Genomic DNA, 13,775 nt, shown 5'->3' on the forward strand with positions numbered 1-13,775 from the left:
AGCCGTGCGAGGCGACGGGGACGGTTGGGTCGAAGCAGAGGACGGCGCCTACTTCTGGGGGTTGCACGGAGCGGCGGGACTGCTGCTGCGGGCCCCCGGCGCCGACGGGGTCGCGACGGTGCTGCTGCAGCATCGTGCGCCGTGGAGCCATCAGGGCGGGACGTGGAGTCTGCCCGGCGGGGCGCGCGACAGCCACGAGACCGTCGAGGAGGCCGCCGTCCGGGAGGCCGAGGAGGAGGCCGGCCTGAGCGCCGACCAGCTCGTCGTGCGGGGAGCGGTCGTCACCGCCTCGGTTGCTGGGGCGAAGGGGTCCTGCTGGACCTACACGACGGTCATCGCGGAGGCGCCCGCACCGCTGGAGACCGTGCCCAACCGCGAGAGCTCCGAACTGCGCTGGGTCGCCGAGGACGAGGTGGCCGACCTGCCGCTGCACCCCGGGTTCGCCGCCAGCTGGCCGCGGTTGCGCACCGCCGCCGCGGCCTACCCGTTCGAGGTCACCGACGAGGCATGAGCGCACGGCGTCAGCTCCCGTGGAGGTGCTCAGCTCAGCGCTAACGTGACCCGTGTCGGCCACCGCAAGGAGGTGTACAAGCAATGACCCTCATGGTCCCCGTCAGCAAGGCCAAGGCCAAGCTGTCCGAGTTGATTCGTCAGGCCGCCGACGAAGACGTCATCCTGATGAACCATTCCACGCCGGCCGCCATCCTCATCTCCGCCGAGCGATACGACGAATTGATCGAGGAACTCGAAGACCTGCGCGACCGTATTAGCGTCCACGAACGGTCCGGAATCACCATCGGGCTAGACAAACTCATGGCCGAATTGGGACTCGTCGCCGACTAGGCAACTGGCCGAACGGAGGGCGCAGCCCGCGCCCGACCACCACGACGGGAAAACGAGGCGCGCTCAGCCAGATGTGAGCGCCCGCGCCAGCTCCCGCGCCGCGGCGGCGGGGTCCTCGGCCGCGGTGATCGCCCGCACGACCACGATGCGGGTGGCGCCGGCGGCGAGCACCTCGGGGAGCCGGTCGGCGTCGATGCCGCCGATGGCGAACCACGGCGTGGCGGTGCCCAGTGCCGCGGCCGCGCGCACCAGGTCGAGGCCGGGAGCCGACCGACCCGGCTTGGTCGGGGTCGGCCAGCAGGGGCCGACGCAGAAGTAGTCGACGTCCTCGTCGGTGGCGGCCGCGGCCTGGGTCTCGTCGTGCGTGGAGCGCCCGATCAGCGTGTCGGCTCCGACGATGTCGCGGGCGACGGGCAGGGGGAGGTCGTCCTGGCCGAGGTGCAGCACGTCGGCGCCGGCGGCGCGGGCCACGTCGGCCCGGTCGTTGACCGCGACCAGGGCGCCGTGTCGGCGGGCCGCGTCGGTCAAGACCTCGAGTGCGGCCAGCTCGGCCCTGGCCTCCAGCGGCCCGAACCGCTGTTCGCCCGCCGAGCCCTTGTCACGTAGCTGAATGACGTCGACCCCACCCGCCATAGCGGCGTCGGCGAACTCGGCCAGGTCGCCGCGCTCCCGCCGGGCGTCGGTGCACAGGTAGAGGCGGGCGGCGGCGAGGCGGTCGCGTCGGGAAAGCACCACGCGAACGTTAGCGACCGGCGGGTACCCTTGGTGAATCGACACGGGAGTCCCGGTTCCGGGGACTGAGAGTGGGTGCGAGACCACCCTTACCGTCACACCTGATCCGGGTCACGCCGGCGTAGGAAGGATGAACTGGTGCCCACCTTGGCCGTCGTCGGCGGCGGCGTCATCGGTCTCTCGGTGGCCCGCCGGGCAGCTCTGGACGGTTGGCGCGTGCGGGTGCACCGGGCCGACGTCCCCGGCGCATCGTGGGTGGCCGGCGGAATGTTGGCGCCGCACAGCGAGGGCTGGCCGGGGGAGGAACGGCTGCTGCGCATCGGGCTGGCCTCCCTGCAGATGTGGCACGACGACTTCCTGGACGGTCTGCCACCCGAGGTGGTGACCGCCCGCGAGTCGGTGGTCGTCGCCGTCGATCGGGCCGACGCGGCCGACCTCGCCACTACGTCGGAATGGCTTGCCGCCCAGGGACATCCGGTCACGGTGACGAGGGCGGCGCGTGACGTGGAGCCCCTGCTCGCCCAGGGCATCCGGCACGGCTTCGTCGCGGAGACCGAACTGGCCGTCGACAACCGGGCGCTCGTCACCGCGTTGGCGGCGCGGTGTCAGGATCTCGGGGTGTCGTGGGCGCCGCCGGTGCGGACGCTGGACGAGGCGCGCGACGCTGACGCCGTCGTCATCGCCAACGGCATCGACGCGCCCACGCTGTGGCCGGGGCTGCCGATCCGGCCCGTCAAGGGCGAGGTGCTGCGTCTGAGGTGGCGGCGCGGCTGTCTCCCGTTGCCGCAGAGGGTCATTCGGGCCAGGGTGCACGGCCGACAGGTGTATCTGGTGCCGCGGGAGGACGGCGTGGTGGTCGGCGCGACGCAGTACGAGCACGGCCGGGACACCGCCCCCGCGGTCGCCGGCGTCCGCGAACTACTGGACGACGCCTGCGAGGTCGTACCCGCGCTGGGGGAGTACGAACTCGCGGAGTGCGCGGCCGGACTGCGTCCGATGACACCGGACAACGTGCCGCTGGTCGGCAGGCTCGACGAGCGCACGCTGGTCGCCGCCGGGCACGGCCGGTCGGGTTTCCTGTTGGCGCCGTGGACCGCCGCCACCATCGCGGCGGAGTTGGAAGTGGGTGTGGGCGTATGAGATTGGTCGTGAACGACGAACCCGTCGAGGTCGGCGAGAACACCACGGTCGAGCAACTCCTGGCCGACCTCGGCATGCCGGACAAGGGCATCGCCGTGGCGGTCGACTGGGCGGTGGTGCCCCGCTCGCAGTGGCACCTCGAGCTGTCCGACGGGGCCAAGGTGGAGGTCGTGACGGCGGTGCAGGGTGGCTGAGGATTCCGCACTCGTCATCGCGGGTCGCCGCTTCGGCTCGCGGCTCATCCTCGGGACGGGCGGGGCCGCCAACCTCGCCGTGCTCGAAGAGGCCCTCGTCGCGTCGGGAACCGAGCTGACCACGGTCGCGATGCGGCGCGTCGACGCCGACGGCGGCACCGGCGTGCTGGACCTGCTGCAGCGGCTCGGCATCACGCCGCTGCCCAACACCGCGGGATGCCGAGGCGCGGCCGAAGCCGTCATGACCGCCCAGCTCGCCAGGGAGGCGCTGGGCACCAACTGGGTCAAGCTCGAGGTAATCGCCGACGAGCGGACCCTGCTGCCCGACGGTCTCGAATTGGTCAGGGCCGCAGAACGATTGGTCGACGACGACTTCGTCGTGCTGGCGTACACCAACGACGACCCCGTGCTGGCCCGCCGGCTGGAGGACACCGGCGTCGCCGCGGTCATGCCGCTCGGGTCGCCGATCGGCACGGGCCTCGGCATCGCCAACCCGCACAACATCGCGATGATCGTCGAGCGGGCGGGTGTGCCCATCGTCCTCGACGCGGGCATCGGCACCGCGAGCGACGCGGCGCAGGCGATGGAATTGGGTTGCGACGCCGTGCTTTTGGCCACGGCCGTCACCCGCGCCGCCGACCCGCCCACCATGGCTGCGGCGATGGCCGCCGCGGTCACCGCCGGCCGGCTGGCGCGGCAGGCGGGCCGCATCCCCAAGCGCTTCTGGGCGCAGGCGTCGAGCCCGGCGCCCGCGTGACGGGGCGCTACGTCGCGCTCGGTTCGTCGATGGCGGCGGGGCCGGGCATCAGACCGCGGGCGTCCGGCGCTCCGCTGGCCGCCGGGCGCTCGGCGGGCAACTACGCCCACCTCGTCGCGCGGCAGCTGTCCCACGACCTCGTCGACGTGACGTTCTCCGGCGCCACGACGGCGAACGTCCTCACCGAACGCCAGCACGGTGCGCCGCCGCAGGTCAGCGCCCTCACCGGCGCCGAGGACCTCGTCACCGTGACCATCGGCGGGAACGACGTCGGCTACGTTCCCTACCTGGTCGCCGCGGGGTTGCCGGCGTGGGTGCGGTCCGTGCCGGTGGTGGGCCGGGCCGTGCGCGGCCAGCTCGACGTCGCGGCCCGCGACGCCGCGCTCGCGGCGGTCGGCGAGTCCCTGCGGACGGTCGGTCGCGAGCTGAGGCGGCGGGCTCCGACGGCGCGGGTGCTGTTCGTCGACTACCTGACGCTGGTGCCCCCCGCGGGCACGGCCGAGGTGCCGTTCACCGAGGAGCAATTGCACACCGCGCAGCGCATTTCGGACACACTTGAACAGCTGACCGCGGCGGCGGCCGCCGACACCGGCTGCGAACTGGTGCGCGCCGGTGACGCCGGCCGCGCTCATCACCCATGGTCAGACGCGCCGTGGACGACGCGCTTCGGTCTGCCGCTCCCCGGCAGGCCCGCGCCGCTGCACCCCAACGCGGCGGGCATGCGCGCGGTCGCGGATCTGATCATCGGGCAGCTCGCCTGACATCATCGGCCCCGATGATCGAATTAGAAGGACTGACCAAGGTGTTCGGCCGCGGCGCCAGCCCGGCGGTGGACCACCTCACCTGCACGATCGAAGCCGGCGTCGTGACGGGGTTCCTCGGGCCCAACGGGGCGGGCAAGACCACGACCCTGCGGATGATCCTCGGGTTGGACCGGCCCACGTCGGGCACCGCCACCATCGGCGGCTGCAGCTATCACGAGCTGACCGATCCGATGCGGACCGTGGGGGCGTTGCTCGACGCGAAGCAGTTGCATCCCAACCGTTCTGCGCGCGACCACCTGCGCTGGCTGGCGGCCGCCGGGCGACTACCCGCGACGCGGATCGACGAGGTGCTCGAGATCGTCGGGCTGACCTCGGCGGCCGACCAGCGCGCGGGCGCCCTGTCGCTGGGCATGGGGCAGCGGCTCGGCATCGCCGCGGCGCTGCTCGGCGATCCACCGGTGCTGCTGTTCGACGAGCCGGTCAACGGGCTCGACCCCGAGGGTATCCACTGGGTGCGCACGCTGATGCGCGCCCTGGCCGCCGAGGGCCGCACGGTGCTGGTGTCGAGCCACCTGCTCGCCGAGATGGCCAGCACCGCGGACCGGCTGCTGGTCATCGGCAGGGGCACGTTGGTCGCCTCGACGACGGTGGCCGACTTCATCGGCCGCTCCGGCGCGGACACCGTGCGGGTGCGTAGCCCGCGCGCGGACACCATGACCGAGCTGCTCGCCGACGCGGGACTGGACGTGGAGCTCGCGCCCGACGGGGCGCTGCAGGTGCGCGGCGCGTCGGTGGAGGTCGTCGGGGAGCTGGCGGCCCGCCACGGGGTGACCCTGCACGAACTGAGCGTCCAGCGGGCGTCGTTGGAGGAGGCCTATCTGCGGCTCACCGACGATGCCGTGCAGTACCGGGCGGCCAGCTGATGCGGGGCCTGCTGAACGCCGAGCGCATCAAGCTGACGTCGACGCGGTCCCCGCGGTGGTCGAGTGCCGCCGTCGTCGTCGCGAGCCTGGGGCTGGCCGCCGCGCTGGGCGGCGCGGCCGGCAGTGAATCGACGGGCCCCACGGACGCCGTGCTCGGGGTTGCCGTGCTCGGGGTCCCGCTGTTCATGGTGCTCGCCGCGATCAGCGTGACCAACGAGTACCGCAGCGGGATGATCCGCACGACGTTCGTCGCGACGCCCGGCCGGTGGCGGGTGCTGATCGCGAAAGCCGTTGTCCTGGGCGCATTCTCGGCACTCTTCGCCGCGGTGCTGTCGTGTGCGACCGTCCTGGTGACCTGGCTGTGGGCGGGTCCCGGCGGCCTGAGTTGGACCCTCGACGACGCCGAGGTGTGGCGCACCGTGGCGGCCATGACGACCTACGGGGCGGCGAGCGCGGTGCTCGGCGTGGGGGTCGGCGCCCTGCTGCGGCACACCGCCGGTGCGGTCGCGCTACTCCTGCTGTGGCCCCTCGTGGTCGAGCCGGTCGTCTCGGCGCTGCCGCACGTGGGTCCCACCTTCGGTCCCTACCTGCCGTTTCGCAACGTCATCGTCTTCGTCGGTGCCCTGCCGACGGACGGGCTGCCCTGGGGACGGGCCGAGTCACTGCTCTACTTCCTGGCGGTGGTCACCGCCGTGTTCTGTGCCGGAGCGCTGGTGGTGGACGGGCGGGACGCCTGACCGCCGTCGCCGGTTTGCGTGAAGTGTCATTCATTGTCGATGATGTCCCGATGGCCAACACGTGGTTGACGCCGTCGCAGCAGCGAACGTGGTTGAGCTACATGGGCGTCTACCACCGCATGGAGTTCGAGATGAATCGCCAGCTGCAGGCCGAGTGCGGGCTGTCGCTGGCCGACTACACGGTGATGAACGCGTTGTCGGTCGCGCCGGGCCGGCGGCTGCGGGTGTCCCAGTTGGCGACGAACATCGGCTGGGAGCGCAGCCGACTCTCCCACCATCTGCAGCGCACCGCGGGCCGCGGGTTGGTCGACCGGGTGCGCTCGGACACCGACGGCCGGGCGACCGACGTCGTGCTGACCGAGGCCGGCATGACGTCGCTGCGGGCCGTGGCGCCCAAGCACGTGGCGTGGGTGCGCACGCTGTTCTTCGCCGCCCTCGACGAGGGGCAGGTGACGCGGCTGGGCGAGCTGCTCGACGACGTCTACCAGAACATCCTGCGGGAGGGCACGCTGCCGCGGCCCGGCAGCGTGCCGGACTAGGTCTGTACCTCGCCCCCGTCGACGAACAGCTCGCTTCCGGTCATGAAACTGCTTGCCGCAGAGGCGAGGAAGACGACGGCCGCGGCGACCTCCTCGGGTTGGCCGATGCGACCAAGCGTGACGTCGGCGGTGAGCTGCTCCAGCAGTTCCTGCTCGCCACCGGCGGGCGCGAGCCCGACCAGGCCGGGCGTTTCGATGGGCCCCGGGACCAGCGTGTTGACCCTGATGCCCCGCTCGGCCAACTCCGCCGCCCAGGTCCGGCCCAGCGAGCGGACGGCGGCCTTGCTCGCGGCGTAGGCGCCGAAGGACGGCACGCCCCTGGACGCCGCCGTCGATCCCGCGAGGATGACCGATGCCCCAGAGTTCAACAGCGGCAACATCTTCTGCACCGTGAACAGGGTTCCGGCGACGTTGCGAGTGAACGTGTCGTTGACGTGCTCGACCGTGGTGTCGGCCAGCGTGGCGAACTCCCCGCCACCCGCGTTGGTGAACACCACGTCCAGGCCGCCGCCGTGCGCCGTCACCGCATCGACGATGGCGTCGAGCTGGGCGGGGTCGCTGACGTCGCTGCGAACGCCGGTCGCCGCCGGGCCGATCGTCGCGACCGCGGCGTCGATCGTGGATTGGTTGCGCCCCGTGAGGAAGACGTGGGCGCCGGCGTCGGCCAGGGCGCGCGCCGAGGCGAGCCCGATGCCCGCGGTGCCACCGGTGACGAGTGCGTTCTTACCGTCGAGGGATCCCATGAGTGCTCCTTTACGTGATGTTTCACCTAAATGGAGAATGCCCGACGGCACCCTGAGGTGTCAACCGCGCCCGCGCCGTTCGGGGCGACCGTGGCGAACCTGACTAACCTAGGGACGATGCGGCGAGGATCACGGACGTTACTGGCGGCGCTCGTGGCGGTCGCGTGCGCGACGGAGGGTGCCGCGTGCACCCGCGAGACCGCCCGGCCGCAGGATCGGCCGGCGGCTGCGGCGCCAGACTTTGCGGCCGCGCTGCGGGACGGGGTCGGCGCCGACGCGATGCTCGCGCACCTCGACAGGCTGCAGCGCATCGCCGACGCCAACGGCGGCAACCGAGCGCTGGGCACCCCCGGCTTCGCCGCCAGTGCCGACTACGTCGCAGGAGTGTTGCGCGACAAGGGTTTCGACGTGCAAGCGACCGAGTTCGAGGTACGGGTGCCGTTCGCGAACGAGCCCGTGGTGACGGTCGGCGGGCAGCGCGTGCGCGCCTCGCCGATCAATTACACGGTCGGGACCGGCGCGGCGGGGCTCAGTGGCCGGCTGGTGCCCGCCAGAGGCGGTCCACGACCCGGGTGTGCGAGCGCCGACTACGACGGTCTCGACGTCACGGGCGCGGTCGTCCTCGTCGACAGGGGCGCCTGCCCGTTCGGGGACAAGCAGACCGTGGCCGCCGAACGGGGCGCGGTCGCCCTCATCGTCGCCAACGACGTCGACGGCGAACTGCGCGGCGCCACACTCGGTGAGGACACCGACGTGACGATCCCCGCGGTCGGCATCACCAAGGCCGACGGCGCTCGACTGCGGGCGAACCCCGCCGCCGCGACGGTCACCCTCGACGCGGGTGTCCGGGTCGAGGAGACCCACAACCTCGTCGCCCAGACGAAGACCGGCTCCCCCCGGAACGTCGTGATGGTGGGCGCCCACCTGGACAGCGTGCCCGCCGGGCCGGGCATCGACGACAACGGTTCCGGTGTCGCCGCCGTGCTGGAAACCGCTGTGCAGCTGGGTAGTTCGCCCCAGGTGCAGAACGCCGTGCGGTTCGCGTTCTGGGCGGCCGAGGAGGAGGGCGTCATCGGATCGACGAGATACGTGCAGGGACTCGGGGTGGAGGCGCTCAAGGACATCGCGCTGTACCTCAACGTCGACATGATCGCCTCGCCGAACCCCGGATACTTCACCTACGACGGGGATCAGTCCGCACCGCCGAGCCCCGTTCCGCCGCGTGTCCCGGAGGGCTCGGCGGGTCTGGAGCGGACGCTGGCGCAGTACCTCGCCGCGGCGGGAAAACCGCCCCGCGACACCAGCTTCGACGGCCGATCGGACTACGACGCCTTCACGAAGGCCGGCATCCCGTCCGGCGGACTGTTCTCCGGTGCCGAGGACGAGATGAGCGCCGACGAGGCGGCCCTCTGGGGAGGTACGGCCGGCGCGCCGTTCGATCCGAACTACCACGCAAAGTCCGACCGCTACGACCAGCTCGACCGCACGTCGCTCGAGATCCACGGCAAGGGCTTGGCCTATGCGATCGGGCTCTACGCGCAGGATCAGGGTGGCCGCAACGGGGTGCCGGTCCGCGACGACCGCACCCGGCACGTGGTGACCGCGTCATGAGAGCGGTCGTCCTCGCAGCCTGTCTCGTCGTGCTGGCCGGGTGCTCGTCGCCGCAGCAGCAGCCCCCGCCGCAGCCGCCGGCCGCCGCGGACCCCGCCCACGACCTGGCCGCGAAGGTCACCGTCGACGGCATCTTCGGACACCTGCGGAAACTCGCCGACATCGCCTCGGCGCACGGGAACAGCAGGGCCGACGGCACCCCGGGTGGCGACGCGACCGTCGACTACGTCGCAGGAGTGTTGCGGGACAAGGGTTTCGACGTGCAGACCCCGGAGTTCGACCGGGTGGTCCAGTCGTCGCCGGGCCGGCCCACGCTGACCGCGGCGGGGCGCAGCTTCGGCGTGGCTCAGGCCTCGCTGCTGGTGACCACCGCGCCCGGCGGCCTCAGCGCGATCACCGTGCGGCCGCCGCGGCCTGCCGGGTGCAGCGCGGGCGACTGGGGCACGACGCAGGTGCGCGGCGCCATCGCCGTCGTCGACGACACGGGGTGCTCGGTCGTCGACAAGCAGAACGTCGCCGTCGCGCGGGGAGCCGTCGGCCTGCTCGTCGTGTCCGACCCGGGACCCGACGACAGCCCGGCAGGTCTCTTCCCGCCCGGCTACTACGAGCAGTTGCGGACGCCTGCGGCGGTCATCGACGATGCCGCCGATGCGCAGCTGCGGCGCACGTCGGCACCCGTCCGGCTGGTGCTCGACGGCAAGAGTGCGGTGGTCACGTCGCGAAACGTGGTGGCACAGACCAAGTCCGGCGATCCGCACCACGTCGTCGTCGCGGGCGCCCACCTCGACTCGGCCGCAGGCAGCCCCGGTCTGAACGACGACGGGTCCGGTCTGGCCGCAGTGCTGGAAACCGCTGTGCAGCTGGGCAGTTCACCGCAGGTCACCAATGCGGTGCGGTTCGCGTTCTGGGGCGCCCAGCAGGCCGGTCTGCGGGGCTCCACCACCTACGTCGCGGGCCTCGGACGCGCCGGGATCGACGACATCGCCCTCTACCTCGACGTCGACGTCATCGGCTCGACCAACGCCGGCTACTTCACCCTCGACGGTGACCAGTCCGGCCAACCCAATCCCGACATCCCCGCAGCACGCGTGCCCGTCGGGTCGGCCGGCGTCGAACGCACCTTGGCCGGCTACCTCAACCTGGCCGGCGTGCGGCCTGCGGACATGCCGCTGGGCCTGGCGAGCGACTACAGCGCGTTCCTTCGGGCCGGGGTGCCGATCGGCGGCATCACCACCGGGTCGTCGGGTCGCAAGACCGCGTTGCAGGCGCGACTCTGGGGCGGCCGCGCCGGAGTGCCGTTCGACCCGAACTACCTGGGGCCCGGGGACACGATCGCGAACGTCGACCGCGCGACGCTGGCCGTCACCGGGCCCGCGGTGGCCTTCGCCGTCGGGACCTACGCCCGATCCACGCACGGGCCCAACGGAGTTCCGCCGCGGGGTTGACAGGAACCCCTACGGTAGCGCCCGCCCGCGCCGCAGGACTCATCACAGGGAACCTGCGTAGGAATGTCGGTCGTGACCACGACTCCTCGACGATGGACCGCGACGGTGGGATTGGCTGCGGCCGTCCTGATGGGCGCGCTGACGGTGGCCTGCGGCTCCAACAGCACCCCGTCGCCCTCCACGACGTCCACGACCAGCAGCACCTCGACGACGACCTCGACCCACGAGAAGCATTCGTCGGGCGGCGGCGGTGGGGGTGGCGGAGGCGGTGGCGGCCAGGCGCCCGCCACCGACACCGACACGCCGGCACCCTCCACGGTGACCAACACCGAGACCGACACCCAGACGGTGACCCCGTCGCCGTCGACCTCCGTCGAGGTGGACACGTCGACCCAGACCGTCACCGTGGGCCCGTCGCGCGATCAGCAGCACAACGGCTACGGCCCGGGCAACAACAACGACAACCAGCACCACAACTAGTCGGTGGGGCTGGTGTCCTTCGCCTGACGCAGGCCCAGCAGGCGCATGCCGTGGTAGATGACCAGGGCGGCGATCGAGCCGAGCGCGATGCCGGTGAAGATCAATGATCCGGCGTGCCAGGTGAAGTCGGCGATGCCGACGATCAGCGGGATGGCGGCCGTCATCTGGTTGATGGGCAGGCTGAAGTCGACGCGATTGGTCAGCCAGATGCGGACCCCGAGGATGCCGACGAGTCCGTAGAGCACGACGGTGGCGCCGCCGAGCACGCCGGGCGGTATGGCGGAGATCGCCGCGCCGACCTTGGGGCACATGGCCAGGACGATCGCGACGAGCGCGGCGATCCAGTAGGCCGCCGTCGAGTACACGCGCGTCGCGGCCATCACGCCGATGTTCTCCGCGTAGGTCGTGGTGGCCGAGCCGCCGCCGAGACCCGCCAGGGTGGTGGCGATGCCGTCCGCGGCGATGGCCCGGCCCATCACGGGATCGGTGTCGCGGTTCGTCATCTGCCCCACCGACTTCACGTGCCCGATGTTCTCGGCGATGAGCGCGATGACCGCGGGCAGGAACAGCGGCAGGACCGACGGGCTGAACGACGGCGCCTGGAATCGGGGCAGGCCGATCCAGGGCGCCGCCGCGATCGCCGAGGTGTCGACGTCGCCGAGGGCGAGCGCCAGGAGATAGCCGATGACGACGGCCAGGAAGATCGCGAGCCTGCCGACGATGCCGCGGAAGAACGCCAGGATTGCGACGAGCAGCACCAGCGTGACGAGTCCGACCACGGGGCCCTTCTCGAAGTTCGCCTTCGCGGCGGGCGCGAGGTTGAAGCCGATGAGCGCCACGATGGCACCCGTCACGACCGGCGGCAGCGTCGCGTCGAGCCAGCCGGTCCCGACGACGTGCACGACGGCCCCGATGATGATCAGGAGTACGCCGACCGCGACCAGGCCGCCGAGGGCGCTGCCCGTGCCCTTGGCTGCCACGGCGGCGGTGACCGGGGCGATCACCGAGAAGCTCGAACCCAGGTAGCTGGGCAGCCGATTGCCGGTGACGACGAGGAAGAGCAGCGTTCCGATCCCGGAGAACAGCAGCGTCGTGGCCGGCGGAAAGCCCGTCAGCACGGGCACCAGGAACGTCGCGCCGAACATCGCCACCACGTGCTGCGCGCCGATGCCGATGGTGCGCGGCCAGCTCAGCCGCTCGTCGGGGGCCACCACGGTGGCGTCGGACGGGACGGGCTTCCAGGTCAGCGGAATCACAGATTGGACTACACACCATTGCTGCCGACGTCGCCAGCCGGGGCGCCCGGGCCGGAGTGCTACCGTGTAGCACATGGAGGAGATTGGTGTCAGGGAGTTGCGTCAGCACGCCAGCCGGTACCTCCGACGGGTCGCGGCCGGGGAGACGATCGAAGTGACCGACCGAGGCCGCCCGGTTGCCCGCCTGGTGCCCATCACCGGCGACCCGTGGCAAGACCTGATCGACGCCGGCGAGGTGCAGCCGGGCTCCGGACGCGAGGCCATGTCCGGCATCACGCCGCGCGACTACGGTTTCAGCGCCTCCCGCGCCCTCGACGACCTCCGCGACGGTGAGCGCTGAGGGGCGAATGCGGCTCTATCTGGACACCTCCGCTCTCGTCAAGCTCGTCGTCGAGGAGCCCGAAACCGCTGCGCTGCAAGCATTCCTGGACGCGTCGCCCGACGACGCCCTGTTCACCGCGGCGCTGTCACGCATCGAGTTGATGCGCGCCGTCGGCCGCGCCGGCGACGCCGCACGAGCGCAGGCGCGGGCGCGGGCGCTGCTGGACGCGGTGGACACCGTCGCGCTCTCACGGACACTTCTCGACGACGCGGGACTCCTTGGGCCAGAACGCCTTCGGAGCCTGGACGCGATTCATCTCGCTGCCGCGATGCGGGCGGGGACCACCTTGCGCAGCGTGGTCACCTACGACCTCCGCATGGCCGATGCTGCGCAGCGGCTCGGGATGCAGACCTCGGCGCCTAACTGAGCCGCGGGATGATCTCGTCGCCGAGGCGTGTCACCCAGCCCGCCGGATCCGGGTTGCCGGGCCAGGGTCCGGTGTTGATGGTGTCGAAGCCGAGCGCGGCGAACTGGTCGAGCGTGCGCAGATAGGCGTCGGTGTCGGCGAACGGGTCGTCGAAGAAGCCGACGGTAAGCCGGATGTCGGCGATGTCGCGGCCGACGTCGTCGCAATGCCTGCGCAGCACGTCGAGCTTGTGTGGCAGCTCGTCGAGGGTCGACGAGGCATTCCACACGTCGGCGTACTGGGCGACCATGCGCAGGGTCTTCTTCTCCCCGGACCCGCCGATGAGGATGGGCGGGCGACGGATCGGCTGCGGCTGGCAGAGGGTTTCGGCGAGCTGATAGTGCTTGCCCTCGTACGGCCCGTCGTTCTCACTCCACATCTGCTGACAGATCTGCAGCGTCTCCTCGAGCATCTCGAACCGGTCCTTGAGCGGCGGATAGGGAACGCCCAGCGCGTGATGCTCGCGGTCGTACCACGCCGCGCCGATGCCGAACATCGAACGGCCGCCGCTCAATACGTCGAGGGTGGTGACCGTCTTGGCCAACACGCCGGGGTAGCGGTAGGTGACGCCGGTGACGAGCATCGTCAACGTGATGCGCTCGGTGAGCGCCGCGAGGTAGCTCATCGACGTGTAGCCCTCGAGGAAGGGGTTCTCGGCGGGCCCGAAGTTCTCCATCTGGAAGAAGTGGTCGGCGAGGGTGAACATGTCGACACCGCCGTCCTCGGCGGCCTTCACGGTCGCGGCGAGCGTGGGGGCCAGCTGTTCGGGGGCGCCGGGCAGGAAGTCGATGTAGTGAACGCCTAGTTTCATGTGAGACAACGC

Annotated in this window: 18 protein-coding genes and 1 riboswitch; of the genes, 14 read left to right on the forward strand and 4 right to left on the reverse strand. The window is 71.5% G+C overall.

Going from position 1 to position 13,775, the window contains the following annotated elements:
* Positions 1–4 precede the first annotated feature (4 nt).
* The gene (locus G6N60_RS03675; protein WP_163732717.1) at positions 5–511 is read left to right on the forward strand and encodes an NUDIX domain-containing protein; all 507 of its coding nucleotides are present in this window, start codon (positions 5–7) and stop codon (positions 509–511) included.
* Positions 512–594: 83 nt separating this feature from the next.
* The gene (locus G6N60_RS03680; RefSeq protein WP_163732722.1) at positions 595–843 is read left to right on the forward strand and encodes a type II toxin-antitoxin system prevent-host-death family antitoxin; all 249 of its coding nucleotides are present in this window, start codon (positions 595–597) and stop codon (positions 841–843) included.
* Positions 844–906: 63 nt separating this feature from the next.
* On the opposite strand, the gene thiE is transcribed toward G6N60_RS03680, so the two are convergent.
* A complete protein-coding gene (thiE, locus tag G6N60_RS03685) occupies positions 907–1,575 on the reverse strand; it encodes a thiamine phosphate synthase (protein WP_163732725.1) in 669 nt (222 codons plus the stop codon).
* 33 nt (positions 1,576–1,608) lie between these two features.
* Positions 1,609–1,721: riboswitch (TPP riboswitch) on the forward strand.
* On the opposite strand from thiE, the gene thiO reads away from it, so the two are divergent.
* From thiO to G6N60_RS03720, 7 genes are all read left to right on the forward strand, one after another.
* A complete protein-coding gene (gene thiO / locus G6N60_RS03690; RefSeq protein WP_372511050.1) occupies positions 1,714–2,715 on the forward strand; it encodes a glycine oxidase ThiO in 1,002 nt (333 codons plus the stop codon). (Overlaps the previous riboswitch by 8 nt.)
* A complete protein-coding gene (thiS, locus tag G6N60_RS03695; RefSeq protein WP_163732729.1) occupies positions 2,712–2,909 on the forward strand; it encodes a sulfur carrier protein ThiS in 198 nt (65 codons plus the stop codon). The genes thiO and thiS overlap by 4 nt, the downstream gene beginning before the upstream one ends.
* Entirely contained in the window at positions 2,902–3,666 is a 765-nt protein-coding gene (gene thiG / locus G6N60_RS03700) for a thiazole synthase (RefSeq protein ID WP_163732732.1), read from the forward strand. The genes thiS and thiG overlap by 8 nt, the downstream gene beginning before the upstream one ends.
* 29 nt (positions 3,667–3,695) lie before the next feature.
* Complete coding sequence (locus tag G6N60_RS03705; RefSeq protein ID WP_163743408.1) at positions 3,696–4,427, forward strand: SGNH/GDSL hydrolase family protein; 732 nt, start codon at positions 3,696–3,698, stop codon at positions 4,425–4,427.
* Between the two features lie 14 nt (positions 4,428–4,441).
* Positions 4,442–5,353 (forward strand): ABC transporter ATP-binding protein, encoded by a 912-nt coding sequence (locus G6N60_RS03710; protein WP_163732735.1) that lies wholly within the window; start codon positions 4,442–4,444, stop codon positions 5,351–5,353.
* The gene (locus G6N60_RS03715) at positions 5,353–6,090 is read left to right on the forward strand and encodes an ABC transporter permease (RefSeq protein WP_163732738.1); all 738 of its coding nucleotides are present in this window, start codon (positions 5,353–5,355) and stop codon (positions 6,088–6,090) included. Before G6N60_RS03710 ends, G6N60_RS03715 begins: the two co-directional genes overlap by 1 nt.
* Positions 6,091–6,140: 50 nt before the next feature.
* On the forward strand, positions 6,141–6,629 hold the full coding sequence (locus G6N60_RS03720) for a MarR family winged helix-turn-helix transcriptional regulator (RefSeq protein WP_163732741.1): 489 nt from the start codon (positions 6,141–6,143) through the stop codon (positions 6,627–6,629).
* On the opposite strand, the gene G6N60_RS03725 is transcribed toward G6N60_RS03720, so the two are convergent.
* Complete coding sequence (locus G6N60_RS03725) at positions 6,626–7,372, reverse strand: SDR family oxidoreductase (protein WP_163732744.1); 747 nt, start codon at positions 7,370–7,372, stop codon at positions 6,626–6,628. The two genes, G6N60_RS03720 and G6N60_RS03725, sit on opposite strands and share 4 nt — an antisense overlap.
* 117 nt (positions 7,373–7,489) lie before the next feature.
* Between G6N60_RS03725 and G6N60_RS03730 the strand changes: the two genes are divergently transcribed.
* The 3 genes from G6N60_RS03730 (at position 7,490) to G6N60_RS03740 (ending at position 10,908) form a co-directional block, all read left to right on the forward strand.
* Positions 7,490–8,983: a M20/M25/M40 family metallo-hydrolase gene (locus tag G6N60_RS03730; protein WP_163732746.1), complete on the forward strand. Its 1,494-nt coding sequence runs from the start codon at positions 7,490–7,492 to the stop codon at positions 8,981–8,983.
* On the forward strand, positions 8,980–10,428 hold the full coding sequence (locus G6N60_RS03735; protein ID WP_163732748.1) for a M28 family peptidase: 1,449 nt from the start codon (positions 8,980–8,982) through the stop codon (positions 10,426–10,428). The genes G6N60_RS03730 and G6N60_RS03735 overlap by 4 nt, the downstream gene beginning before the upstream one ends.
* A 72-nt stretch (positions 10,429–10,500) precedes the next feature.
* Positions 10,501–10,908, forward strand: coding sequence for a hypothetical protein (locus G6N60_RS03740; RefSeq protein ID WP_163732750.1), 408 nt, complete (start codon positions 10,501–10,503; stop codon positions 10,906–10,908).
* Here the strand turns inward: G6N60_RS03740 and G6N60_RS03745 are convergent.
* Positions 10,905–12,164 (reverse strand): uracil-xanthine permease family protein, encoded by a 1,260-nt coding sequence (locus G6N60_RS03745; protein WP_246240289.1) that lies wholly within the window; start codon positions 12,162–12,164, stop codon positions 10,905–10,907. The genes G6N60_RS03740 and G6N60_RS03745 overlap by 4 nt on opposite strands.
* Positions 12,165–12,237: 73 nt before the next feature.
* Here G6N60_RS03745 and G6N60_RS28835 point away from each other — a divergent pair, with 73 nt between their 5' ends.
* Positions 12,238–12,504 carry a type II toxin-antitoxin system Phd/YefM family antitoxin gene (locus G6N60_RS28835; protein ID WP_163732755.1) on the forward strand — a complete coding sequence of 89 codons (267 nt, stop codon included), beginning with the start codon at positions 12,238–12,240 and terminating at the stop codon, positions 12,502–12,504.
* A 7-nt stretch (positions 12,505–12,511) separates the two neighbouring features.
* Positions 12,512–12,913 carry a type II toxin-antitoxin system VapC family toxin gene (locus G6N60_RS03755; protein ID WP_163732757.1) on the forward strand — a complete coding sequence of 134 codons (402 nt, stop codon included), beginning with the start codon at positions 12,512–12,514 and terminating at the stop codon, positions 12,911–12,913.
* On the opposite strand, the gene G6N60_RS03760 is transcribed toward G6N60_RS03755, so the two are convergent.
* Positions 12,906–13,763: an LLM class F420-dependent oxidoreductase gene (locus G6N60_RS03760; protein WP_163732759.1), complete on the reverse strand. Its 858-nt coding sequence runs from the start codon at positions 13,761–13,763 to the stop codon at positions 12,906–12,908. The genes G6N60_RS03755 and G6N60_RS03760 overlap by 8 nt on opposite strands.
* Positions 13,764–13,775: the final 12 nt, after the last annotated feature.

Origin of the sequence: Mycolicibacterium madagascariense (assembly GCF_010729665.1) — a bacterium.
Classification (GTDB): Bacteria; Actinomycetota; Actinomycetes; order Mycobacteriales; family Mycobacteriaceae; genus Mycobacterium; species Mycobacterium madagascariense.

Excerpts from the sequence above, each read along its gene's own strand:
- G6N60_RS03725 (WP_163732744.1), bottom strand. The coding sequence starts at position 7,372 with ATGGGATCCCTCGACGGTAAGAACGCACTCGTCACCGGTGGCACCGCG.
- G6N60_RS03710 (WP_163732735.1), top strand. The coding sequence starts at position 4,442 with ATGATCGAATTAGAAGGACTGACCAAGGTGTTCGGCCGCGGCGCCAGC.
- G6N60_RS03720 (WP_163732741.1), top strand. The coding sequence starts at position 6,141 with ATGGCCAACACGTGGTTGACGCCGTCGCAGCAGCGAACGTGGTTGAGC.
- G6N60_RS03730 (WP_163732746.1), top strand. The coding sequence starts at position 7,490 with ATGCGGCGAGGATCACGGACGTTACTGGCGGCGCTCGTGGCGGTCGCG.
- thiS (WP_163732729.1), top strand. The coding sequence starts at position 2,712 with ATGAGATTGGTCGTGAACGACGAACCCGTCGAGGTCGGCGAGAACACC.
- G6N60_RS03715 (WP_163732738.1), top strand. The coding sequence starts at position 5,353 with ATGCGGGGCCTGCTGAACGCCGAGCGCATCAAGCTGACGTCGACGCGG.
- G6N60_RS03735 (WP_163732748.1), top strand. The coding sequence starts at position 8,980 with ATGAGAGCGGTCGTCCTCGCAGCCTGTCTCGTCGTGCTGGCCGGGTGC.
- G6N60_RS03760 (WP_163732759.1), bottom strand. The coding sequence starts at position 13,763 with ATGAAACTAGGCGTTCACTACATCGACTTCCTGCCCGGCGCCCCCGAA.
- G6N60_RS03705 (WP_163743408.1), top strand. The coding sequence starts at position 3,696 with ATGGCGGCGGGGCCGGGCATCAGACCGCGGGCGTCCGGCGCTCCGCTG.
- G6N60_RS03755 (WP_163732757.1), top strand. The coding sequence starts at position 12,512 with ATGCGGCTCTATCTGGACACCTCCGCTCTCGTCAAGCTCGTCGTCGAG.
- G6N60_RS03680 (WP_163732722.1), top strand. The coding sequence starts at position 595 with ATGACCCTCATGGTCCCCGTCAGCAAGGCCAAGGCCAAGCTGTCCGAG.
- G6N60_RS28835 (WP_163732755.1), top strand. The coding sequence starts at position 12,238 with ATGGAGGAGATTGGTGTCAGGGAGTTGCGTCAGCACGCCAGCCGGTAC.